Origin of the sequence: Kribbella sp. CA-293567 (assembly GCF_027627575.1) — a bacterium.
Taxonomy (GTDB): Bacteria; Actinomycetota; Actinomycetes; order Propionibacteriales; family Kribbellaceae; genus Kribbella.
In genome coordinates this window covers 5,442,221-5,465,302 of the sequence record NZ_CP114065.1, presented here as the reverse complement: position 1 = coordinate 5,465,302, position 23,082 = coordinate 5,442,221, and the positions used below count along the sequence as shown (strand labels likewise).

General features: G+C 69.8%; 18 protein-coding genes. 10 read left to right on the top strand and 8 right to left on the bottom strand.

Features of this window, described 5'->3' with window-relative positions; translation table 11 throughout:
• The first annotated feature begins 19 nt into the window (after positions 1–19).
• Positions 20–1,951: a TIGR03960 family B12-binding radical SAM protein gene (locus tag OX958_RS25125; RefSeq protein ID WP_270131871.1), complete on the top strand. Its 1,932-nt coding sequence runs from the start codon at positions 20–22 to the stop codon at positions 1,949–1,951.
• A gap of 4 nt (positions 1,952–1,955) precedes the next feature.
• Here the strand turns inward: OX958_RS25125 and OX958_RS25120 are convergent, their stop codons facing one another.
• The 5 genes from OX958_RS25120 to OX958_RS25100 form a co-directional block, all read right to left on the bottom strand.
• Positions 1,956–2,402: a hypothetical protein gene (locus OX958_RS25120; RefSeq protein ID WP_270131870.1), complete on the bottom strand. Its 447-nt coding sequence runs from the start codon at positions 2,400–2,402 to the stop codon at positions 1,956–1,958.
• 169 nt (positions 2,403–2,571) lie between these two features.
• The gene (locus tag OX958_RS25115) at positions 2,572–3,294 is read right to left on the bottom strand and encodes a tyrosine-protein phosphatase (RefSeq protein WP_270131869.1); all 723 of its coding nucleotides are present in this window, start codon (positions 3,292–3,294) and stop codon (positions 2,572–2,574) included.
• Between the two features lie 5 nt (positions 3,295–3,299).
• Positions 3,300–4,625 carry a M28 family metallopeptidase gene (locus tag OX958_RS25110; protein ID WP_270131868.1) on the bottom strand — a complete coding sequence of 442 codons (1,326 nt, stop codon included), beginning with the start codon at positions 4,623–4,625 and terminating at the stop codon, positions 3,300–3,302.
• A gap of 1 nt (position 4,626) precedes the next feature.
• Complete coding sequence (locus OX958_RS25105) at positions 4,627–4,812, bottom strand: hypothetical protein (RefSeq protein WP_270131867.1); 186 nt, start codon at positions 4,810–4,812, stop codon at positions 4,627–4,629.
• Positions 4,813–4,925: 113 nt separating this feature from the next.
• A complete protein-coding gene (locus OX958_RS25100; RefSeq protein ID WP_270131865.1) occupies positions 4,926–7,106 on the bottom strand; it encodes a M43 family zinc metalloprotease in 2,181 nt (726 codons plus the stop codon).
• Between the two features lie 267 nt (positions 7,107–7,373).
• On the opposite strand from OX958_RS25100, the gene OX958_RS25095 reads away from it, so the two are divergent.
• The gene (locus OX958_RS25095; RefSeq protein WP_270131864.1) at positions 7,374–7,919 is read left to right on the top strand and encodes a hypothetical protein; all 546 of its coding nucleotides are present in this window, start codon (positions 7,374–7,376) and stop codon (positions 7,917–7,919) included.
• On the opposite strand, the gene OX958_RS25090 is transcribed toward OX958_RS25095, so the two are convergent.
• From OX958_RS25090 to OX958_RS25080, 3 genes are read right to left on the bottom strand one after another with little or no spacing between them, the layout of a single operon-like run.
• Entirely contained in the window at positions 7,916–8,899 is a 984-nt protein-coding gene (locus tag OX958_RS25090) for a GNAT family N-acetyltransferase (RefSeq protein WP_270131863.1), read from the bottom strand. The two genes, OX958_RS25095 and OX958_RS25090, sit on opposite strands and share 4 nt — an antisense overlap.
• Positions 8,900–8,940: 41 nt before the next feature.
• Positions 8,941–9,819, bottom strand: coding sequence for a prephenate dehydratase (locus OX958_RS25085; protein WP_270131862.1), 879 nt, complete (start codon positions 9,817–9,819; stop codon positions 8,941–8,943).
• A 39-nt stretch (positions 9,820–9,858) separates the two neighbouring features.
• Complete coding sequence (locus OX958_RS25080) at positions 9,859–10,662, bottom strand: lysophospholipid acyltransferase family protein (RefSeq protein WP_270131861.1); 804 nt, start codon at positions 10,660–10,662, stop codon at positions 9,859–9,861.
• A gap of 181 nt (positions 10,663–10,843) precedes the next feature.
• Between OX958_RS25080 and OX958_RS25075 the strand changes: the two genes are divergently transcribed.
• The 8 genes from OX958_RS25075 (at position 10,844) to OX958_RS25040 (ending at position 23,038) form a co-directional block, all read left to right on the top strand.
• On the top strand, positions 10,844–13,159 hold the full coding sequence (locus OX958_RS25075) for a M64 family metallopeptidase (RefSeq protein ID WP_270131859.1): 2,316 nt from the start codon (positions 10,844–10,846) through the stop codon (positions 13,157–13,159).
• Positions 13,160–13,244: 85 nt separating this feature from the next.
• Positions 13,245–14,072: a TIGR03936 family radical SAM-associated protein gene (locus OX958_RS25070; protein WP_270131857.1), complete on the top strand. Its 828-nt coding sequence runs from the start codon at positions 13,245–13,247 to the stop codon at positions 14,070–14,072.
• Between the two features lie 146 nt (positions 14,073–14,218).
• On the top strand, positions 14,219–17,854 hold the full coding sequence (locus OX958_RS25065) for an Rne/Rng family ribonuclease (RefSeq protein WP_270131856.1): 3,636 nt from the start codon (positions 14,219–14,221) through the stop codon (positions 17,852–17,854).
• 150 nt (positions 17,855–18,004) lie between these two features.
• Positions 18,005–18,322 (top strand): 50S ribosomal protein L21, encoded by a 318-nt coding sequence (rplU, locus tag OX958_RS25060; RefSeq protein WP_270139142.1) that lies wholly within the window; start codon positions 18,005–18,007, stop codon positions 18,320–18,322.
• A gap of 12 nt (positions 18,323–18,334) precedes the next feature.
• Positions 18,335–18,595 carry a 50S ribosomal protein L27 gene (rpmA, locus tag OX958_RS25055; protein ID WP_132196666.1) on the top strand — a complete coding sequence of 87 codons (261 nt, stop codon included), beginning with the start codon at positions 18,335–18,337 and terminating at the stop codon, positions 18,593–18,595.
• 114 nt (positions 18,596–18,709) lie between these two features.
• Positions 18,710–20,353 (top strand): GTPase ObgE, encoded by a 1,644-nt coding sequence (gene obgE, locus OX958_RS25050; protein ID WP_270131854.1) that lies wholly within the window; start codon positions 18,710–18,712, stop codon positions 20,351–20,353.
• Between the two features lie 63 nt (positions 20,354–20,416).
• Positions 20,417–21,538 (top strand): glutamate 5-kinase, encoded by a 1,122-nt coding sequence (gene proB / locus OX958_RS25045; protein WP_270131853.1) that lies wholly within the window; start codon positions 20,417–20,419, stop codon positions 21,536–21,538.
• A 66-nt stretch (positions 21,539–21,604) separates the two neighbouring features.
• Positions 21,605–23,038: a serine hydrolase domain-containing protein gene (locus tag OX958_RS25040; protein ID WP_270131852.1), complete on the top strand. Its 1,434-nt coding sequence runs from the start codon at positions 21,605–21,607 to the stop codon at positions 23,036–23,038.
• The last annotated feature ends 44 nt before the right edge of the window (positions 23,039–23,082 follow it).

The window sequence follows — 23,082 nt, the reverse complement described above, 5'->3', positions numbered from 1 at the left end:
TCGGACTGGAAGACCTCTGATGACTGTTGAATCGTTGTTCCCGCGGCTGGAAGCGCTGCTGCCGACTGTGCAGAAGCCGATCCAGTATGTGGGCGGTGAGCTCAACTCGGTCAGCAAGGACTGGGACTCGGTGAGCGTTCGCTGGGCGCTGATGTACCCCGACGCCTACGAGGTCGGCCTGCCCAACCAGGGCGTGCAGATCCTGTACGAGGTGCTGAACGAGCGTGAGCACACCCTGGCGGAGCGCACCTACTCGGTCTGGCCCGACATGGAGCAGGTGATGCGGGACCACAAGATCCCGCAGTTCACCCTGGACAGCCACCGCCCGGTCAAGGCCTTCGACGTCTTCGGGCTGTCGTTCTCCACCGAGCTCGGCTACACCAACATGCTGACCGCGCTCGACCTGGCCGGTATCCCGCTGCACGCGGTCGACCGTACCGACGAGGACCCGCTCGTGCTGGCCGGCGGGCACGCCGCGTTCAACCCCGAGCCGGTCGCGGACTTCATCGACGCGGCGGTGCTCGGCGACGGTGAGGAGATCGTGCTGGCGATCTCCGAGGTGATCAGGGAGTGGAAGGAAGAGGGCAGCCCGGGCGGCCGCGACGAGGTGCTGCACCGGCTGGCGGCGACCGGTGGGGTCTACATCCCGAAGTTCTTCACCGTGGACTACCTCGAGGACGGCCGGATCAAGCGGATCGCCCCGAACCGGCCCGGGGTGCCGTGGCGGACCGCCAAGCACACCGTGATGGACCTGGACGCCTGGCCGTACCCGAAGAAGCCGCTGGTCCCGCTGGCCGAGACCGTGCACGAGCGGTTCTCGGTGGAGATCTTCCGCGGCTGCACCCGTGGTTGCCGGTTCTGCCAGGCCGGGATGATCACCCGCCCGGTCCGCGAGCGCAGCATCACCACCATCGGCGACATGGTCGAGAACGGGCTGAACAAGACCGGGTTCGAGGAGGTCGGCCTGCTCAGCCTGTCGTCGGCCGACCACAGCGAGATCGCCGAGGTCGCGAAGGGCCTGGGCGACCGGTACGAGGGCAGCAACGTCTCGCTGTCGTTGCCCTCGACCAGGGTCGACGCCTTCAACATCACGCTGGCCAACGAGTTCTCCCGCAACGGTCGGCGCAGTGGTCTGACGTTCGCCCCCGAGGGCGGCTCGGACCGGATGCGCAAGGTGATCAACAAGATGGTCAGCGAGGACGACCTGATCCGTACCGTCGGCGCGGCGTACAGCCACGGCTGGCGGCAGGTGAAGCTGTACTTCATGTGCGGGCTGCCGACCGAGACCGACGAGGACGTGCTGGCGATCGCCGACCTCGCCAAGCGGGTGATCGCGAAGGGCCGCGAAGTGTCCGGCCGCAACGACATCCGCTGCACCGTCTCGATCGGTGGGTTCGTGCCGAAGCCGCACACGCCGTTCCAGTGGGCCTCGCAGCTCGGCGTCGAGGAGACCGACGCCCGGCTGGCCAAGCTGAACCAGGCGATCCGCGCGGACAAGAAGTACGCCAAGGCGATCGGCTTCCGGTACCACGACGGCAAGCCGGGCATCATCGAAGGCCTGCTGTCGCGCGGCGACCGCCGGGTCGGCCGGATCATCGAGCAGGTCTGGCGTGACGGTGGCCGGTTCGACGGCTGGAGCGAGCACTTCTCCTACGACCGGTGGATCGCCGCCGCCGAGCAGGCGCTGGCCGACGAGCCGGTCGACCTCGCCTGGTACACGACGCGCGAGCGCGAGTACGCCGAGGTGCTGCCCTGGGATCACCTGGACTCCGGGCTGGACCGCGACTGGCTGTGGGAGGACTGGCAGGACTCGCTCGAGGAGGACGGCGGCCTCGAGGTCGAGGACTGCCGCTGGACGCCGTGCTTCGACTGCGGCGTCTGCCCGCAGATGAACACCGAGATCCAGATCGGCCCCACCGGCAAGAAGCTGTTGCCGCTTTCGGTGGTCTAGCCGGTCAAAGCGGGTTGGTGCCGTCGAGGTTGAAGGCACCACCCCGGCGGAAGCCGCGCTTGGCGACGAAATGGCCGTTCTCCGCGGCCATCCGGAACCACGGCTCGCAGGCCTCGATGCCGTCGCGTTCCTCGACCAGCCGGCCCATCTCCCACATCGACTCGACGTCTCCGGCATCGATTGCAGCCAGCAGCAGTCGTTCGGCCCGGTCCGGGTCGCCGTTGATCTTGGCCAGCATCGCCAGCGCCCGCATCGCCCGCGGATCACCCGCGTCGGCGGCGGCCTGGGCCTCCTCGATCGATCCGAACTTGCGCCGGCGCCGCAGCCATCCGATCGCGGTACCGAGCATCGCGACGGCCCAGATCACCAGGCCGACGTTCAGCATCGTCCGGTTGTCCGTCAGCAGCCCGGCAATGCTGAAACCCGCTGCTGCCAGCAACAGAATGAACATCCCAGGGTCCTCTCCCCAGCCCGCGCCGCCCCCCGGCGGTCCCGCTTCGGTTCAAGGTAACCGACGCGCGGGGCGTTGGCGCGCGCCACCGCGCGCCGCCGTCACCCCTCGCATCGGTCAAACGCAGGGTTCAAACGCGTGTCGGTCACAGTGCCGACAGGACCGGGATTCAGGCCTCGATCGAGTGCCCCACCAAGCGGATGGCCAGCTGGTCGACCTCCTCGGCGGTCAGTCCACAGGTCGCCAGGTAAGCCCGTACTCCGCCGTACCGCGTATCGACATGCTGCAACGAATCCAGGATCGTCTCGGGCAGCGTTCGCCACAGCATCTCGGCAGCTGCCCGTTCCCCGGCAGGCAGTTCCGCCAGCCGCGAGAGCATCCCCAGCCGTTGCTCGCTGATCGCATAGTCCGCGGCGATCCGCTGCCTCGGTACGCCGACCAGGTCGAGCAGCAGCGCGACCAGCAACCCGGTCCGATCCTTACCCGACTTGCAATGCACGACCACGGGCGCCGCGGCGGGAGCTGTAGCGATCGCTCGCAACGCCTGCACGATCTGGCCCTGGTTGCGGTCGAGACTGCCGCGATAGATGTCGGCCATCAGCGGTTCGTCGGCGGGAACACGGTCCAGTTCGCGCTCCGGGTCGATCCACGGAATCCGCCGGTACGCCGCGTCGCCGTCGAGGGGATGCCGCTGCTCGATCTCCCAGTCGGAGCGTAGATCCAGCACCAGCCCGGCCCCGGCTGCCCGCAAGGCGGTCAGCCCGGCGGCGTCGAGCTGATCGGGGGAGTCCGTCCGGATCACCGCGCCGGCCCGCGTGACTCCGCCGTACCGGGTGGGAAATCCGTCGATCTCGCGGGTGTTGAGGCAGCCACTCCAGTCCAGGTCCGTCACCCCGGTCAGCCTATGACACCTCCCAGGCTCTCGAAGTCGTGCCAGCGTCCGCCGTCCCAGCGCAGGTGGTGCAGCGCCGAGTCGGTGCCGACCACGAAGACGTCGAGGCGGCCGGGCCCCCAGGAGACCACCGAACCGGCAGGGCGGGGCCGGGGGACTGCCGGTGCGCTGACGAGTCCTAGCCAGCCTGCCAGGGCAGCGGCGTTCATCCGCAGGATCTCCGCCGCGAACGGCCAGTCGAGGAACTCGAGTTTGTCGTCGGCGGAATGGATGTGCCCGTTGGCGCTGTCGGCCCCCTCGATCGTGAGCACCGCAGGAAGGCCCGCGTTGATGAACGGCACATGGTCGCTGGCGAAGGGATTCAGCGACGTCTCGACCTTCAGCCCCGTGTACGTCGCGGCCGCCGCGGCCAGGTCGCCGATCTGTCCGGACGACACCGACGCGCCTTCCAGCAGGACCGTCGGGACCGCCGAGTTCTTCGACGCGATCATGTCCATGTTCAGCACCGCGCGGATCCGCGACCGCTCGGCCGCCGGCAGCGCGGCGACGTACTGCTTGCTCCCGAACAGCCCCTGCTCCTCACCACCGAAGAGAATCAGCCGTACGTCGTGCTCCCAGGTCCGGCTCGCGATCAGCCGCCCGAGCTCCAGTACGCCGGCCGAACCGCTCCCGTTGTCGTCGGCGCCGGGGGCACTCGCCCCCGCACCACCGGCGAGGTTGACCGAGTCAAGGTGTGCCGTGATCAGCACCAGCCCCCGAGGATCAGCACCGGCGCCGAGGCGATCACCGATCAGGTTCTCCGACTGCCCGGCGCCGACGCTGATCGGCCGCCGCGTCGTTTGGTAGCCGAGGGCAACCATCCGGTCGGCCGCGAAGTCCACCGCCGAGGTGAACGACCGGCTGAGCGAGTGCCTGGTCGGCAGGCTCGCCAGCCAGGTCAGCTCCGCCTGGTACGACGCCGGCGCCAGGTCGCCGAGCAGCGCGGTGATCGCCGGATCAGCTTGCCGGGCCGCAAGCGCAGGGGCGTCGACGACCGTCGTACCGGGCTTCAGCGTCTCCACTCGCCAGCAGTGGTTGGACCGTCGCCGAGGCTTGTCATCCGCCGAGATCACCAGATGCCGGCCGTGGTCGAGCAGCGGCGTGACGTCTGGGTAGGCGTTCTGGAAGCTGCGCCCGACCTGTGTCACCAGCACCAGCCCAGGTGCCGTCCGCGACGCCCGGCCGAGCTTCTGGTCGGCGGGCGCCCACATGATCGTCCGGTCACCGAACCGCGCCGACTTGGCACCGTCGGCGGCATCCGCGGTCGGCACCACCAAGTACCGAACAGTCATCTCATTCCTTCCAGAGGATCTCCAGCCGGTCGTCCGTCACAGCGACGATCGACCCGGTGGAGCCGGTACTGCGAGTGATGTGACCGGCCGCCGACCAGCGGCCGGTGCTGCCCTGGTCGCCTGCCTGCGGAGCGTCGCCGCGACCGATCAGCCAGTCGACGAAATCTCCGTCGGCGCGGAACTCCACCCCCCGCCGGCCACGGGCCGGCGGGAAGGCGAAGTCGTCGCGGCGGTAGACGGTCAGCCCGTCGTGGTCCTCCTCGAAGGAGTGCGTCCACCGTCCGGTCAGCCGGCTGGTGTTCAGTTCAGCACCGCCTGCCGGGTGGTCGTCATCGGCATCTGATCCGGCACCTGCTCCGGCACCGTGGACGGCAACTGGTCCGGGACCGGCTGATCCAGCTTGAAGTCGCTGATCACCCCACCGAGTGCTTCGTAGCCGGTGATGGACGGTCCCCAAGCCGTTCCGTCCCACCACTTGTGGTACATCCCACCGTCGGTGCCGGCCACGAAGACGTCCAGCCGGTCGGCGCCCCACGCGGTCACCCGGGGCTCGCCGATACAGATGCCGCCCAGCGACTCGAAGCCGGACCAGGACGTGCCGTCCCACCACTGGTGGTAGAGGGCCGAGTCCGTGCCGACCACGAAGACGTCGAGCCGGTCGGCGTCCCACGAGACGACGGTCGGCGCACTGACGCAGATACCACCTAGGTTCTCCCAGTCGGCCGACCACGCGGTCCCGTCGTACCACTTGTGGTAGAGCGCGGAGTCGGTCCCGATCACGAACAGGTCGAGCCGGTCCGGGCCCCAGGCAACCGCGGTCGGGGGACCGGCGCAGATGCCGCCGAGGTACTCGAACCCGTTCCAGGCCGTCCCGTCCCACCACTTGTGGTAGACCGCGTTGTCCGTGCCGAGCACGAAGACGTCCAGCCGATCCGGGCCCCAGGCAACTACTTCCGGCGGGCTCATGCAGATCCCGCCGAGGTGCTCGAACCCGTTCCAGGCGGTGCCGTCCCACCACTTGTGGTAGAGCGCGCGGTCGGTGCCGAGCACGAAGACGTCCAGCCGGCCGGGCCCCCAGCTGGCCACCCGCGGTGGGCTCATGCAGATCCCGCCGAGCGCCTCGTAGCCGGTGTCCGACGGTCCCCAGGCGGTTCCGTCCCACCATTTGTGGTAGAGCCCGCGGTCGGTGCCGAGGACGAAGGCGTCCAGCCGGTCCGGCCCCCAGGACGCGACTTCAGGAGCACTCATACAGACACCACCCAGGTATTCGTAGCCGCCGACGGACGGTCCCCAAGCCGCTCCGTCCCACCATTTGTGGTACGTCGCCCGGTCGGTACCGAGCACGAACGCGTCGATCCGGTGGGCGTCCCACGACACGACCGGACCGGCCGGCGTGGGCTGCGTCGTACCGGATCCCGAGGCCTGGTCGAGCTCGGTGCGCACCGTGTCCAGGCACGCCTCCATCCGGCTCACCTGGTCGTGGGTGAACATCACCATGCCGCGGTCGTCGGTGTAGTCCATGTAGTTCACGAACAGGTCGCCGTGCGGCCCGTTGCTGCAGGACAGCTTCGGGAACGCCGGTACGCCGAAGTTCGGGCCGCCCTGGTTGGGAGTGTCGGCGACCTCGTCGCTGCCGCTGCAGCCCGAGCCGTCGTCACCCCAGATGTGGAACAGGTTCAGGTAGTGCCCGATCTCGTGCGTGGTGGTCCGGCCGAGATCGAACGGCGCCGCCGCGGTCCCGTTGGTGCCGAACCCGCTGTGCAGGACGACCACGCCGTCGGTCTCGGCCGGTCCGCCGGGGAACTGGGCGTAGCCGAGCAGGCCGCCACCGAGCTGACCAACCCAGATGTTCAGGTACCGCTCGGCCGGCCAGGGATCGATGCCACCGGTCGCCGATGCCTTGATCGCGTCGTCGGTGCCGAACGAGGTCCGGCTGGTCTGCGTCCGGGTGACGCCGGTGGTCGGGTTGCCGGCGGGATCGGTCGAGGCCAGCCGGAACTCGATCCGCGAGTCGGCGACCAGACCGGTGAACGGCGCGGGCACGATCCCGAGGTCGGTGTTGGTGGCCCGGAAGTCCCGGTTCAGCACGTCCAGCTGGCTGTCGATCTGGGCCTGCGAGATGTTCTGCGCGGCCGTGTTCCAGACGACGTGCACGACCACCTGAATCTGCGCGATCCCGTTGAACCGCTGGTCGTTCGCGACGTACTGCGTGGTGGCGTTCTCCAACGCGGACCGGGCCGCGACGTACTCCGCCGACGTGGACAGCAACCGCCGGTGGACGTCCATCACGCCGCACTGGCGCCGGCTCGGCTGCTGCGTCTCACCGCCACCGGTCATCCCGGCCGCGCCGCCACCACTGGCAGGCATGCCGGCCGCTCCGTTCGCCGACGGCCCCGCGCCGGCCGGCATCGCTCCGCCGGGCATCTGGTCGCCGGCGCCCCGTTCGTTCCTGTCTGCTCTCCCGTTGGCCTTCCTCGGCATTTCTCCCCCTCGAACATGCGGGGGCGACGAAGAAGGTCGAAACCTCTACGTAGTACAGGCTCCGGGCCGAGACGCCACCAGATCCCCCAGACCCCATGCCGCGGCCGAAGACGGCACCCACCGTCTTCCCCCACCGAACAGGCAGCCCCCAAGACGCTGTTCCCCTTCAGAGTCCTCCCGCCACCGCCGGTGCACAACCCCATGGGCCCAGGTAGTCACTTTCTTCGTTTCCTTTGTGCAGGTTGGAGAATGGCGTCAGGAGGTTCGATGAGAAGAGAGCTGTCCGTACCGTTCGAGGTTCGCGGTCACCGCGGACTGGTGAACATCCGCGTGCTGGCCAACGACGACCCGTGGGCCTCGGGGCACCAACTGGTCGCCGCCGACCTGGACGCGGAGGCGTACCGCAACTTCCCGATCTGTACGGCGACGCTGCGGTACCACGGGCAGGGCCTGAACGCCGTGATGGGCTGGGTCCAGCTGGTCACCCGGTCCTTCGACGGCGACGTCTCGGTGGACGTGCTGCCGTTCGCCGCCGAAGCGAGTCCGCTGTACGCCTACGGTTTCCTGCCGGCCTTCTTCGATGCGCCGGCCAACCCGGACCATCCCGACGGGGTGTGGCGGGCGGACACGTTCCTGGTGGTCGTGCCCGACGTGATCCGCAGCCGCGTCCTGGAACCGATCGCCGCCTTCACCTGGGGCTACCGCCTGCACGGGGGCTACGCCGATCCGCTCGATCCGGCCCGACGGCCGGCCGACTGGACCGACCACCGGGCCGTCCTGTCGGCGAGCTACCCCGACTGGATCTTCCGCTAGAGCTCCAGCTCCCAGCCGGTCCGCTGCGCCACGGCCCGGAAGCCGAGCCGCTCGTTGACGGCGATCATCGGGGCGTTCGTCGGCGCGTTCCAGGTGTGCAGGACGGCCGGGCGATCGAGGACGGCCTGCAAGGAGCGGAAGTTGGGCACCTTCACCGCGAGCCCCAGCCGCCGGCCGCGGTCCTCGCGCCGGACGAAGGTGTCCCACTGGTAGAGCCGCTCGGGATTCTTCCGCGCTCCGCCCATCTGCGTGTACGCCGCCAGCCGGCCGTTCCGGTCCACCGCGACCGTGGTGTGGCAGAAGCGTCCCTGCTTGAGCCGGCGGGCCTCGGCCTCACGAACCCGCTCGGGGGTCCAGCGCGTCGGCTCGTGGTCGAGCTCACCGGTCGGTACGTCGACGGTCATCGCGCTCAACGCGTCGGCGAACTGCTCGATCCACTCCTCGGGGCTGTGGTCGCCCCACTGCACGATCTCGTACCCGTCGACCGGCCGGTCCAGCTCGGTCAGCCGCTCCGCCGCCAGCGGCAACTCGATCACCTGGTGCAGCTCGACGTGCTTGCGGACGAAGCCCCGTGCGGTGGCGAACGCAGTACCGGCGCTCTCACCGGTGACGGCATCGGCGTGCATCGTGCTGGACAGCAGCCGCCGGCCGTCGGCCTTGGCCCGCTCGATGACCGCGTCGAGCAATCGCCCGCCCACCCCGGTACGCCGGTGCGGTGCGGCCACCGCGATCTCCACCTCGACCAGGTGCGTGTTCTCCTGCAGCCACCAGTCGAGCCACGCGATCCCCAGCCAGGTGTCGCCGTCGACCAGACCGAGTCCGTTGGCCCGCAGGTCGGAGTGCTCGTCGGCCATCAGGACGCGAGCCTCCTCCAGCCCGAGGCCGCTCGGGAACTCGTCCTCCCGGCGTACCTCGTCCCGGAGCTTGAAGAACCGCTCGAAGACCGCTGGGTCCCGCCCGTCCACCTCAACCAGTTCCATCCCGCAAACCCTAGGGCAGGCGGTGGGGGAGCATGCCTGGTTCAGCGGTGCGGGCGCAGCAGACGGTTGGCAGCCGGCTCCGCGATCTGCTCGCGGAACGGATGCGCCGGGTAGACGCCGAGCAGCCGGACCTCGACGGAGAAGAAGGCGAGCTCCTCCAGCGCGAGGGCGACGTTCGGGTCCTCGGGATGTCCCTCGACATCGGCGTAGAACTGGGTCGCGAAGAACGAGCCACCCAGTTGGTAGCTCTCCAGCTTGGTCATGTTGACGCCGTTGGTGGCGAAGCCGCCCATCGCCTTGTAGAGCGCGGCGGGCACGTTGCGGACGCGGTACACGAAGCTGGTGATGGTCGGTCCGGAGCCCACCGCGGGCATCTGCGGCTCGCGCGACAGCACCAGGAAGCGGGTCGTGTTGTGGTGCTCGTCCTCGACGTCCTCGGCCAGGATGTCCAGTCCGTAGAGCCCGGCCGCGGCGACCGGCGAGAGCGCGGCGACGGTCGGGTCCTTCAGCTCGGAGACCTCGCGGGCCGACCCGGCCGTGTCGTCGGCGACGACGGTGGCCCAGCCGTGCTCGCGGATGATCTTGCGGCACTGGCCGAGCGCGTGCACGTGGCTCCGGACGGTCTTGATCGACTCGATCGAGGCGCCCGGCACGGCCATCAGCTGGAAGTGGATCGGCAGGAAGAACTCGCCGATGATGTGCAGCCCCGAGTCCGGCAGCAGGTGGTGGATGTCCGCCACCCGGCCGGCGATCGAGTTGTCCACCGGAATCATCGCTAGGCCGGCCCGGCCGGTGCTGACCGCCTCCAGCGCGTCCTCGAACGTCGTACAGGGCAACTGCCGGCGGTCCGGGAACATGTCGGTGCACGCCATCGCCGAATTGGCTCCTGGCTCACCCTGGTACGCGATCGGTCCGTCCACGGTTTCCCAGCCTAGTGCCACCCTGTCTCACCCCTTGACTCAGGTGTCCGACTTGCGGACCTTCTTCGGGGCACCGGTGGTGGCCCGGCCCTCCAGTTGCTTGGCCTTGGTGGCGTACATGTCGACGTACTCCTGGCCGGACAGCTCCATGATCTTGTACATGATCTCGTCGGTGACGGCCCGCAGGATCAGCCGGTCGCCCTCCATCCCCTCGTACCGCGAGAAGCTCAGCGGCTCGCCGAACTTGATCGTGGGGGAGGCGACCGAGGCGACCACCTTGCCGGGCGGCGCGACCACGTCGGTGCCGATCACGCCGACCGGGATCACCGGGACACGGGCCTCCAGCGCGAGCCGGGCGACGCCGGTGCGGCCCTTGTAGAGCTTGCCGTCGTGCGAGCGGGTGCCCTCGGGGTAGATCCCGAACAGGTCGCCGCGCTCCAGCACCTTCAGCCCGGCCTTGATCGCGCCCTCGGACGCCGATCCGCCGGACCGGTCGATCGGGACCTGGCCGGTGCCCTTGAAGAAGCCGCGCTGGAACCGGCCCTTGATCCCGGCGCCGGTGAAGTAGTCCGACTTGGCCACGAAGGTTACCCGCCGGCGCAGCACCAGCGGCATGAAGATCCAGTCGGCGTAGGACAGGTGGTTGCTCGCGATGATCGCCGGTCCGAAGTCCGGGATGTTCTCGGCGCCCTCCACCTTCGGCCGGAAGATGCGTTTGACCGGCGGGCCGACCACGACGTTCTTCAGCACCCAGTAGATGCCCTTGCCGTCGCCGTCGCCGGCATCCTCGACCGGACGCTCAGGCTCCGGTTCGAACCGCGGCGACTGTGCCGGTTCCGTCATCGATGTCCTTTCCTCACGTTTCCCCGAGCCCTCATGATGCCGTACGCCGTCCCCGGCCGCCGCCGCCAGCGGGCAAGTCCGCCACGCGGTACCCCCTGGCAACCCCACCGCTGTCTTCGTAGGCTGCTGACCGCGGGCTCGACCGAGCCGCACCGGGGCGCCCACAGGGGAGGACCACACCGTGAGGACCACTTCCGAACCCGGCCGCCTGGCAGCCCTGGCCGGCCTGACCGCCGCGGTCCTGACCGCCTCGGCCACCATCACTGCCTCGGCCACCGTCCCCGCCACCGCGGTGGGGCCTGCCGCGATCGCGGCAGCGCCGGCCACCGTCGTCCCCCTCCAGGTCACCGGGCCGGCCAGTTCCCGCTTCAACCTGGTCGTGATGGGCGACGGCTACACCAGCGCCGAGCTGCCGAAGTTCCGCGAGCAGTTGGACAAGCACCTGAACGTCCTCTGGAGCATCGAGCCGTTCAAGTCCTACCGCAACTACATCAACGTGTACGCCGTCGAGATCCCCTCACCGGAGTCCGGAGTGGACTGCGACCCCGGCCTCACCTCGCCGAAGGTCGACACCCCGCTCCAGATGGGCTTCTGGGGCGGCTGCAACCCGGGCTCGGTCCAGCGCCTCCTCACGGTCAGCGCGACCGCGGCCGCGGAGTACGCCGCTCTGGTCCCGGGCACCACCCCCGCCAACCGGCAGATTCTTGCTATCGGCAACAGCGACACGTACGGCGGCGCGGGTGGCAGCTACGCGACCGCGTCCGGCGGCAACGCGCTGTCGGCGCTGATCACCCCGCACGAGCTGGGGCACTCGCTGGGCGGCCTCCAGGACGAGTACGACTACTACGCCCGCGGCGACCGCGGCGCGCCGTACGACGGTCCGGAACCCGGCTCGATCCACCACACCCTGCTCACCGAACAGCAGATGCTGGCCGAGCAGAAGAAGTGGTTCCGCTGGCTGGGTGAACCGTCGGACTCCGGCGGACCGATCGCCCGCTACGAGGCCGGCATGTACGCCGGCTCCGGCGTCTGGCGCCCGAGCAGGCACTCGATGATGAAGGTCCTCGGCTACTACTTCGACCAGGTCTCCCGCGAACGCATGACCCAGCGGATCTCCGCCCGGACCACCCTCTTCCAAGCCAGCACCCCACCAGGCCCGGTCGCCCCCACCCAGGTCGTCTGGCTCCAGACCCTGCACCCCGCCAGTCACGAACTCGACGTCACCTGGACCCTCGACGGCACCGCGCTCTCCACCAACAACCAGCGTCACGTGGACCTGGCCGCCCTCGATCTCACCGGCACCCACACCCTCACGGCCAAGGTCGTGGACCCCACGCCCTTCGTCCGAGACCCCGCCATCAGAGCTTCATCCGCCCTGACCGCCACCCGCACCTGGACGATCACTCCCACTGCCGTCCCGCAGCCGGCGACCTCGGCGTACACGTTCACCACCTCGACGCCGACCGACCACCCGGTGAACGCGACTGAGGTCGTCTACGTGGAGACCACCCAGTCCGACACCGAGCAACCGCCGGTCAGTTGGCAGCTGGACGGCCGGCCGATCGCGAACCCGGGCAACGACCGCGACCTGGCTCTGGCCCCGCTCGCGCTCACCGGCACCCACACCCTGACCGCCCGCGTCGGCGCCGACCAGCTCAGCTGGCAGGTCGACGCCACCGGCCCCACCGTCGGCGCCACCCTCTCCAAGCCGCTGCTCAAGATCACCAAACCCACCGGCCCGGAGTACATCTTCAACGACGCGTTCACGATGGCTCTGAAAGCCACCGACGACAGCCCGGGGTATGTCGTGCCGGAGTTCCGGGTCAACGGCGACGGTTGGTACAACTACTACGGCTGGCCCACCGACGCGACTGCTCCGTTCAAGTTCACCGCGGAGGGCACCGAGATCGACCAACTGGTCTACGGCAAGCTCGGAGTCCCGCGAGTGGTCCCGTGGGACGACGTACCGTCCGGCTACGGCCGGCACCAGGTCGAGTACCGCGCGATCGATGCCCCTGGCAACATCGCCACCCCGGACCGCTTCGCCGTAACGCTTCTCCGCCCGCCCCCCACCTGCACCACCACCGTCACCGGCCAACGCAACGGCCCGCTCACCGTGACCACCGGCGTCACCTGCCTGACCAACGCCACCGTCAACGGTCCAGTGACCGTGCGCGATGGTGCCTCCCTGGTGGCCACCGACTCCAAGATCTCCGGGCCGGTCACCGCCACCAAGGCAGCGGACCTCCACCTGCTCCGTACGACGGTCAACGGCCCCGTCACGCTCACCGCCACCAGCCGCAGCGCAGTACTGGTCGGCACCACGGTCAGCGGCCCGGTCACCGTGAGGGCAGCAGCCACGGCCGAGCCCGTAGTACTGGCCGGCAACACCGTCAACGGACCTCTCACCTGCTCCGCCAACAGCGCCACTCCCACCAACCTCCAAGCCCCCAACCAGGTCACTGGCCCCCGAGCCGGCCAGTGCGCCAACCTCTGACCGATCGGACTCTCGCTGCGTCCGCATCCACCGTCCCCGGGCGGTAGATGCGGGTCGTAGGCGGTGAAGCTGCCAGAATGGTCGCGTGGCACCAGTACAGGCTCCGCCGTCCCAGCAGCTCCCTGCGGTCCAGAAGCTGCGAATCCGCTTCGCCAAGCGCGGGCGGCTCCGGTTCACCTCGCACCGCGACTTCCAGCGCGCGTTCGAGCGGGCCGTCCGGCGGGCGAACCTCCCGGTCGCGTTCTCGCACGGCTTCAGCCCGCACCCCAAGATCTCGTACGCCGGTGCGGCACCGACCGGCGCCGCCTCCGAGGCGGAGTACCTGGAGATCTCGCTCACACAGGAGCGGGACGCCGAGCAGGTCCGGGCCGACCTCGACGAGGCGCTGCCGCCCGGGCTGGACGTGCTCGAGGTGGTCGTCGCCGGTCCGGGGTCGCTCGCCGACCAACTGGAGGCCAGCGAGTGGCTGATCGCGTTGCCGGGGGTCGATCCCGCGGACGCCGGGCAGGCGGTCGCCGCGTTCCTCGCCCGGGAGGAAATTCTGGTCGAACGCATGACCAAACGGGGGCTTCGGTCGTTTGACTGCCGGGAAGCCGTCCTCCGACTCACCGTCGGTAGTGACTCGGCGACGGTTGAGACGTGTGCGATACTGCAAGTGGTGTTACGGCTCGGAACCCCGGCCGTGAGACCCGACGACGTTCTCGCCGGCGTGCTAGAGGTAGCGACGCTTCCGGTGACGGGCCCGGCTCTTCTGACCAGGCTCGCCCAGGGCCCGCTTATCGCGGCCACCGGCACTGTGGACGATCCGCTCGCTCGTGACCGCGACGCCACCCAGGCGACCGCGACCGGCCAGGCGGTCGACCGGCAGACGCAGGTAGCGGAGGACGACGCCGCCGCTCCAGTGGTGCCCTGACGGCGCGACCAGGAGCGGATCCAGAAGGCTTCCGCCGCGCCGGATTTGCACCCCGGGAGTGGCGAACCGTGACCGCTTTCTGGCGGCACCGGACCCGTGACAGGGGTCGCCGGGTGCGCCGGAGGGCCTGAGGAGACCCGCACCGCATGCTCGACAACGAGCCGACCACCACCGAAGCAGCCGACTCGGCCGCCACCGCTCCCGCAGCCAAGCGTGCTGCCAGACAACCGGCCGCCAAGAAGGCGACCACGCGCAAGCGCACGACCAAGAAGGCCGCCGCGGCCGAGCCGGCCGAGGCCGTCGCCACTGAGGCTGACGCGGTCAGCACCCAGTCCGACGCCGAGGCTGCCGACCCGGCGCCCGCACCGGCCAAGAAGACCGCGGCCAAGCGCACGGTCAAGAAGGCGGCCGCCAAACGTCCCGCCAAGAAGGCCGCCGCCTCCCGCGCAGGCAGCACCCAGGACAGCCTCCTGGACGACGCTGCCGACGCCGCGCCCGCCGAGTCGGCGCTCGCCGACACGGCAGCAGGCGCGCTGGTCGAGGGCGCCACCGTCGACGAGCCCCAGGCGGCTCCGGCGCGCGCCGCGAAGAAGACCACCACCCGTAAGCGCACCACCAAGAAGGCCGCCGCTGCCCCGCAGCCCGACCTGCTCTCCCCGGAGACCCCGCTCACCGACGGCCCTGTCGCCGCGGCGGAGCTGCCCGAGGAGCAACTGACCGAGGAAGAGCTCGCCGCCGCCGAGGCAGCGGCCGCCGAGCTGGCCGCGGCCGAAGCCGCGCTCACCGAGGCTCCGGCTCGCCGTTCGCGCCGCCGCGCGCCCGCCGCTGCCGCCGTACTGTTCCAGGCGCCCACCGAGGTGCCTGCGCAGGCCGGGGCGACCAGCCCGGTCGAGGCGACGCCGGAAGCTGCTCCGGAGGCCGCACCGGCCGCCCGTCGTAGCCGTCGCCGCTCCACCGCCGCCGAGCGTGCGGCCGAGGCAGCGGAGACCGAGGTAGCCGAGGTCGAGGCGCAGGAGACCACCGAGGTCGCCGACGAGCAGGCAAGCACGGGCACCACCCGTCGCCGCCGCAGCCGGCGTACCAAGGACGCCGAGGAGGTCGCCGCCGACCGCGCCGAGCCGGTGCTCGAGGCAGCCCGCGCCACGGCCGCCGAGGTCGAGGGCGACGACGAGTCCGACGACACCGAAGACACCGAGGCCGAGGCCGACGAGGACGGCGAGGGCACCCGCCGTCGCCGCCGTCGCCGCGGTGGCCGTCGCCGCCGCAAGGCCGGGGATGCCGACTCCGAGGACAGCGCCGACGAAGGCGACGAGTCCGACGACGAGCAGTCCGACGACGCCGAGGACGACAACGACCAGTCCGCCGAGTCCGACGACGAGGCCGACGGCTCCGGCACGTCCTCGCGCCGTCGCCGTCGCCGTCGCCGCCGCAAGGGCGAGGAGACCGCCACCGCGGCCGACGACCCGGACGAGATCGTCGTCCGGGTTCGTGAGCCGCGCAGCAAGACCGTGAACAACGAGATCACCGCGGTCGAGGGCTCGACCCGGCTGGAGGCGAAGAAGCAGCGCCGCCGCGAGGGCCGCGCCGCCGGCCGCCGCCGCGCGCCGATCGTGAGCGAGGCCGAGTTCCTGGCCCGGCGCGAGTCGGTCGAGCGGACGATGGTGATCCGGGCCCGTGAGGACCTGACCCAGATCGCCGTCTCCGAGGACAACGTGCTGGTCGAGCACTACGTCGCCCAGGCGGAGCAGAGCTCGCTGATCGGCAACGTCTACCTCGGCCGCGTCCAGAACGTGCTGCCCAGCATGGAGGCCGCGTTCATCGACATCGGCAAGGGCCGCAACGCGGTCCTGTACGCCGGTGAGGTGGACTGGGCGACCCTGGGTGGCGCCAACGGCCCGCGCAAGATCGAGTCGGTGCTGAAGTCGGGTCAGGCGGTCCTGGTCCAGGTGACCAAGGACCCGATCGGCCACAAGGGCGCCCGGCTGACCAACCAGATCAGCCTGCCCGGCCGGTACGTCGTGTACGTCCCGCGCGGCGGCAATGGTGGGATCAGCCGCAAGCTGCCCGACACCGAGCGGAACCGCCTGAAGGGCATCCTGAAGGACATCGTCCCCGACGAGGCCGGCGTGATCGTGCGCACCGCGGCCGAGGGCGCGACCGAGGAGGAGCTGACCTCGGACGTCAGCCGGCTGCAGTCGTACTGGACCGAGATCGACCACAAGTCGAAGTCCGGCCAGGCGCCCGCGCTGCTGCACGGCGAGCCCGATCTGCTGATCCGGGTCGTCCGCGACCTGTTCACCGAGGACTTCTCCAAGCTCGTCATCTCCGGCGACGACGCCTACGACCAGGTCAAGGAGTACGTCTCGTACGTCGCCCCGCACCTGGCCGACCGGGTCGAGCAGTGGGACGACAACCGGTCCGGTGACGTGTTCTCGAACTACCGGATCGACGAGCAGATCAAGAAGGCGCTGGACCGCAAGGTCTGGCTGCCATCGGGCGGTTCGCTGGTGATCGACCGGACCGAGGCGATGACGGTCGTCGACGTCAACACCGGCAAGTTCACCGGCTCCGGGGGCAACCTCGAGGAGACGGTCACCAAGAACAACCTGGAAGCGGCCGAGGAGATCGTCCGCCAGCTCCGGCTGCGCGACATCGGCGGCATCATCGTGATCGACTTCATCGACATGGTGCTGGAGCTCAACCGCGACCTGGTCCTGCGCCGGCTGGTGGAGTGCCTGGGCCGCGACCGGACCAAGCACCAGGTCGCCGAGGTGACCTCGCTCGGACTGGTCCAGATGACCCGTAAGCGGATCGGTACCGGTCTGCTGGAGGCGTTCAGCGAGAACTGCGACCACTGTGGTGGGCGCGGGCTGATCCTGCACGACGAGCCGAAGGAGTCCCGCCGCCGGCAGGACGACGGCCGCGGTCGTGGCCAGCAGCCGCAGCAGCACTCGCACGACCACAAGCCCGAGGGCGACACCGCCAAGAAGACGTCCCGCAGCCGCAACCGTGGCAAGGGCCGCCGTGACGGCGACGAGCAGGCAGAGCCGGCCACCAACGGTGACGCCGCCCAGCGGCTGGCCCAGATCGCTGCTGCTTCCGCGGCTGCTGCGCACGCGGATGCTCCGGCTACTTCGTACGCCGACGCAACTGCGGAGGTGTCGCAGGCCACGCACGCAGAGGCTGATGCCGCGAACGGCGCCGGCCGCAGCGGCGACGCCGCCCACGCCGAAGCTGCCCACACCGGCGATGCCGCCCACGCCGGAGCTGCCCACACCGGCGACTCCGCCCACACCGGTGGTTCCAGCGCCGGCGGCACGGCCCACGCGGGCGGTTCCAGCACTGGCTCCGCCCACTCGGGCGGTTCCAGCACTGGCTCCGCCCACTCGGGCGGTTCCAGCACTGGCGATTCCAGCACCGGCGACGTGGCGCACTCCGAGGCAGCTCAGGGTGACGGCACCGAAGGCGACGGCGACAAGTCGGAAGGCAGCAGCCGTCGGCGTTCGCGCGGGCGTCGGTCCAACCGGGGCCAGGCCGAGCAGTCTGACGCCGAGCAGGCCCACAGTGAGCCGCAGAGCGACAACGAGCAGGCTCAGGGTGAGTCGGGTGCCGACGACGGTGAGCAGGCCCAGCAGAGCGGTTCTGGGCGCAATGGCAGTCCCCGCAGGCGGCGCAGCAGCCGTGGCCGGGGCAAGAACGCCGACAGCAACGACGGTGATTCAGGAACCAACGGATCCGATGCCGGGGCGACCGCCGCGGCGCTGGCTTCCACCCCAGTTTGACCCACTCGTGACGCGCGCCGTATTCTTGCTTTTCGGCGCGCGTCACGCGTGCCTCCTTTTTTGTGGCACGAGCGTGGGCCGCAGGAAAGTGGTGGCCTGTGCAGGCCCCACCTTGTTAAGACTTCCGAACAATAGAGAGTGAGATCCACGGTGTACGCGATCGTGCGCAGTGGCGGCACCCAGCAGAAGGTCGCCGTCGGCGATGTCATCGAGATCGACAGCCTGACTGATCAGGTCGGCGACACGGTGTCGCTGTCCGCAGTCCTCGTCGTCGATGGCGACACCGTGACGGCCGATGCCGCCGCACTGGCCAAGGTGGCCGTGTCAGCTGAGGTTCTCGGCCGCACCAAGGGCCCGAAGATCCACATCCTGAAGTACAAGAACAAGACCGGTTACCGCAAGCGCCAGGGGCACCGCCAGCACTACACCCAGGTCAAGGTCACCGCGATCGACGCCAAGAAGAAGTGAGCTGATACAGACATGGCACACAAAAAGGGAGCAGCGTCGACCCGAAACGGTCGTGACTCCAACGCGCAGCGGCTCGGCGTGAAGCGCTTCGGTGGCCAGCTGGTCAACGCCGGCGAGATCATCGTTCGCCAGCGTGGCACCCACTTCCACCCGGGCAGCCTGGTCGGCCGTGGTGGCGACGACACGCTCTTCGCGCTCGCCGAGGGCAAGGTCGAGTTCGGCGTCCGTCGTGGCCGTCGCGTCGTCAACATCGTCCCGGCCCCGGCGGAGTAACACCGCCACCCGGTTCGAGTCACAAAGCCTTATCGAAGGGCGGGTCCGCGGAATAGCGCGGCCCGCCCTTCGGCTATGTACAGAGTCAGTTCTCCCAGCAGGAAGTAGAAACCGATGGCGATCCCCAGCTTTGTCGACCGGGTCACGGTGCACGTCGCCGGCGGCAACGGCGGAAACGGCTGCGCCTCGGTGCACAGCGAGAAGTTCAAGCCGCTCGGTGGCCCTGACGGTGGCAACGGCGGTGACGGCGGCAGCATCATCCTGCGCGTCGACCTCGACCAGACCACGTTGGTCGACTACCACCGCTCCTCGCACCGGTCCGCCACCAGCGGTATGCAGGGCAAGGGCGACCACCAGGCCGGCAGCAGGGGTGGCGACATCATCCTGCCGGTCCCGGACGGCACGGTCGTCAGTACTCCGGAGGGCGAGGTGCTGGCCGACCTGGTCGGCGCCGGCTCCGAGTACGTCGCAGCCGCCGGCGGCAAGGGCGGCCTCGGCAACGCGGCCCTGGCCAGCTCCAGCCGGAAAGCGCCCGGCTTCGCCCTGCTCGGCGAGGACGGCGAAGAGCGCACGATCGTGCTCGAGCTCAAGGTCGTCGCCGACATCGGCCTGGTCGGCTTCCCCAGCGCGGGCAAGTCCTCGCTGATCGCGTCGATCAGCCGGGCCCGGCCCAAGATCGCCGACTACCCCTTCACCACCCTGATCCCGAACCTGGGCGTCGTCGTGGCCGGTGACAACATCTTCACCGTCGCCGACGTACCGGGCCTGATCGAGGGTGCCAGCGAAGGCCGCGGCCTCGGCCACGACTTCCTGCGGCACGTCGAGCGCTGTGCCGCCCTGGTGCACGTGATCGACTGCGCGACCTACGAGCCCGGCCGGGACCCGCTCAGCGACCTCGACACGATCGAGGCGGAGCTGAAGGCCCACGGTGGCCTGGAGGACCGGCCGCGGCTGATCGCGCTGAACAAGGTCGACGTACCGGACGCCAAGGAGATCGCCGCGATGGTCACGGCCGACCTCGAGGCACGCGGCCTGAAGGTGTTCTCGATCTCGACCGCGAGCCACGAGGGCCTGGACGGGCTGAAGTTCGCGATGGCCGAGATCGTCGCCAAGCGCCGGGCCGAGGAGGAGAAGCCGGAGACCACCCGGATCATCCTGCGGCCGCGCGCGACCGGTGGCCAGGAGTTCAAGCTCAAGAAGCTCCCGGACGGCGGCTGGCTGGTGCAGGGCGACAAGCCCGAGCGCTGGGTCCGGCAGACCGACTTCACCAACGCCGAGGCGACCGGTTACCTGGCCGACCGGCTGAACCGGCTCGGCGTCGAGCGCCAGTTGCTCGAGCTGGGCGCGGTGGCCGGTGACTCGGTGACCATCGGTGACGGCCCGAACGCGGTCGTCTTCGACTTCGCCCCCGAGGTCCAGGCCGGCGCGGAGCTGCTGTCGCGCCGTGGCGAGGACCAGCGGCTGGACGAGGATCGTCCGACGGCCCAGCGCCGCAAGGACAAGGACGAGCAGTACCACGCACTGCGGCTGGGCGAGATCGAGCGCCCGGCCGACCTCTCGGAGTACGGCAAGGGCTGGGTCGAGGACGAGGTGGACCTGACCCCGGCGGAGGCGAAGGCGGCTCAGAAGGCCGCCGAGAGGCTGGCGCGCAAACAGGCACGCGAGCAGGCCGCCGCGGACGAGCTCGAAGCCGAGCGGATCTACCGGGCCGGGATCGACATCGACATCGATGCCGAGAGCAACAACCAGGACGCATGACCCGGGGCCGTCGACGACGCCGGCCCCGCTGATGCGGTAGCTCCCAAGAGTCAGGATTCACTGATGGGGGACAACAAGCGGCGTCCCGAGGTCGTCAAGGCCGGGCGGATCGTGGTGAAGGTCGGTTCGTCCTCGCTCACCCAGCGCGGCCGGATCGATCTCGAACGCCTGCGCCTGCTGGTCGACGCGATCGCGGCGCGACGTGGCGAGGGAACCGAGGTGGTGCTGGTCTCTTCCGGCGCGATCGCGGCCGGCCTGACGCCGATGGGACTGCGGTCGCGGCCGCGCGACCTCGCCACCCAGCAAGCGGCCGCGTCGGTCGGGCAGGGCCTGCTGATGGCCCGGTACAGCGACGCCTTCGCCGCGCACGGCCTGCGGGTCGGCCAGGTGCTGCTGACCGTCGACGACGTCACCAGGCGCAGCCACTACCGCAACGCCTACCGGACCTTCGCCAGACTGCTGGAGTTGGGTGTCGTCCCGATCGTCAACGAGAACGACACCGTCGCGACGACCGAGATCCGCTTCGGCGACAACGACCGGCTGGCCGCGCTGACCAGCCACCTCGTGCACACCGACCTGCTCGTGCTGCTCTCCGACGTGGACGGCCTGTACGACGGTGACCCCCGCAAACCCGGTACGACGATGCTCACCGACGTCCGTGGCCCCGCCGATCTCCTGCCGCTCCAGATCGGCAGGACGGGCAGCTCCGGCGTCGGCACGGGCGGTATGCAGACCAAGGTCGAAGCCGCCGCGATCGCTACCGAGGCAGGGATTCCGGTCGTTCTCACCTCCGCGGCGCGAGTCGGCGAAGCGCTGCGTGGCGATCCGGTCGGCACTTTGTTCCACCCGACCGGCCGGCGTCGCAAGACCCGCCTGCTCTGGCTTGCCCACGCGACCTCCGGCCAAGGCCGCCTGGTGCTCGACGAAGGTGCCGTCCGCGCGATCACCGAGCGGCGCTCGTCCTTGCTCCCGGCCGGGATCAGCGCCGTTGAAGGCAACTTCTCCGCGGGCGACCCGGTCGACCTCATCTCGTCCGCCGGCGTGGTGATCGCCCGTGGTCTGGTGAACTACGACGCGGCCGAGTTGCCCGAACTGCTGGGCCGCTCGACCCGGGACCTGGCCCGCGAGCTGGGTCCGACGTACGAGCGTGAGGTCGTGCACCGCGACGACCTGGTGCTGCTCTAGGACGGCGTACCGGCAACGGAGTTCGGCGAGCCCTAAATCGGTTGTGGGGCTTGTTACGGTCCTTGCATGTCTTCTCAGCGGATGCTTCTGCCGCGTTCGACGCCGTCCGCCGCGGGAGTCTCGTCCCGGGGGGTCATCGCGCTGCTGGACCGGCTCGCGGCGGATTCCGTCGAGTGTCACTCCCTCATGGTGGTGCGTCGCGGCCAAGTCGTCGCCGAGGGCTGGTGGACGCCGTACTCCGCCGAGCGCCCGCATCTCCTTTACTCGTTGACCAAATCGTTCACCTCGATCGCCGTGGGACTCGTGATCGCCGACGGGTTGCTCTCGCTGGACGACCTGGTGGTCGAGCTGTTGCCCGACCACGTACCGGACGACATCGCCGAGCAGGGACGCCGCCTCACCGTGCATCACCTGCTCTCCATGACGGCCGGGCACAGCACGGACAGCCTCGAAGAGGCGTGGCAGCTCGAGCCGGACGATCTGGTGAAGGGCTTCCTGCGCGTACCGTTCACCGAGCCCGAGGGAACCAGGCACACCTACGACAACGCGACCACCTTCGTGCTGGCCCGGATCATCGAACGCCTGACAGGGCAAGGGCTTCCGGAGTTTCTCGATCAGCGCCTGTTCCGGCCGATGGGGATCGAGGGCGCCGAGTGGGACCGGGTGGCGAGCGGTGCCGCGTTCGGGTTCCACGGCCTGCATCTGACCACCGAGGCCATCGCGGCTTTCGGTGAGCTGTTGCTGCGCGGAGGCGTCCGGGACGGCAGGCAGTTGGTCCCGCGCGACTGGGTGGAGCTGGCGACCAGGCAGCACATCGAGACTCTGCCGCCCGAGGACGACCTGGCCAACCCGGACTTTCTCTGCGGGTACGGCTACCAGTTCTGGGGGTCGCGGCACGGCTACTTCGGGAACGGTGCCTTCGGCCAGCAATGTGTCGTGGTTCCGTCGCACGATCTCGTCATCGTCGTGACCGCCAATGTCGTTGAGGGTCACCCGCTGCCGGGCGCCTTCTGGGACTGCCTCCTGCCAGGTCTGGAGGACGGCGCGGGCAGTGCCCAGGACGACGAACTGCTCGCCGCTCGACTGCGGCGACTGTCCTTGACCCCGGTGCAGGGCTCCGCCGCGCCGGAGCGTTCGGCCCAGGCGACAGTCGATGCCTCGGCCGAGAACTCGGCTCTCCCAGAGGGAACCTCTGTGGCCGTCGAGCCGACGAACGACGGGTGGCAGCTGCAACTGGGGGAGACCCTCAAGATCGCTGTCAGCCACGAGGGCTGGCTGGAAAGCTCGCCCCTCGGCCGGCCAGTGGTCGCAAGCGGCGCCTGGCAGGGCGACCTGTTCGTCGCCGAGCTGTACGTGATCACCACCCCGCACCGGGTTCGTCTCACCGTCGATTCCGGCGCGGGAACGGCAATCGCGACGTGGACGACCGTTCCGCTGACCGGCCCCAGCCTGGAGTTGCATCTGCGATCGCCGCTGATGACCCGTCCCGACGTCTCGTAGACGCGCTGGTCGGCGAGCCCGGCTGAGACGACCGCGCAGCGCGA

Bases quoted from the DNA above. Each gene is read 5' to 3' on its own strand.
- OX958_RS25125 (WP_270131871.1), top strand. From the start codon at position 20: ATGACTGTTGAATCGTTGTTCCCGCGGCTGGAAGCGCTGCTGCCGACT.
- proB (WP_270131853.1), top strand. From the start codon at position 20,417: ATGGGGGACAACAAGCGGCGTCCCGAGGTCGTCAAGGCCGGGCGGATC.
- rpmA (WP_132196666.1), top strand. From the start codon at position 18,335: ATGGCACACAAAAAGGGAGCAGCGTCGACCCGAAACGGTCGTGACTCC.
- obgE (WP_270131854.1), top strand. From the start codon at position 18,710: ATGGCGATCCCCAGCTTTGTCGACCGGGTCACGGTGCACGTCGCCGGC.
- OX958_RS25095 (WP_270131864.1), top strand. From the start codon at position 7,374: ATGAGAAGAGAGCTGTCCGTACCGTTCGAGGTTCGCGGTCACCGCGGA.
- OX958_RS25120 (WP_270131870.1), bottom strand. From the start codon at position 2,402: ATGTTCATTCTGTTGCTGGCAGCAGCGGGTTTCAGCATTGCCGGGCTG.
- OX958_RS25090 (WP_270131863.1), bottom strand. From the start codon at position 8,899: ATGGAACTGGTTGAGGTGGACGGGCGGGACCCAGCGGTCTTCGAGCGG.
- OX958_RS25040 (WP_270131852.1), top strand. From the start codon at position 21,605: ATGTCTTCTCAGCGGATGCTTCTGCCGCGTTCGACGCCGTCCGCCGCG.
- OX958_RS25065 (WP_270131856.1), top strand. From the start codon at position 14,219: ATGCTCGACAACGAGCCGACCACCACCGAAGCAGCCGACTCGGCCGCC.
- OX958_RS25080 (WP_270131861.1), bottom strand. From the start codon at position 10,662: ATGACGGAACCGGCACAGTCGCCGCGGTTCGAACCGGAGCCTGAGCGT.
- OX958_RS25110 (WP_270131868.1), bottom strand. From the start codon at position 4,625: ATGACTGTTCGGTACTTGGTGGTGCCGACCGCGGATGCCGCCGACGGT.
- OX958_RS25100 (WP_270131865.1), bottom strand. From the start codon at position 7,106: ATGCCGAGGAAGGCCAACGGGAGAGCAGACAGGAACGAACGGGGCGCC.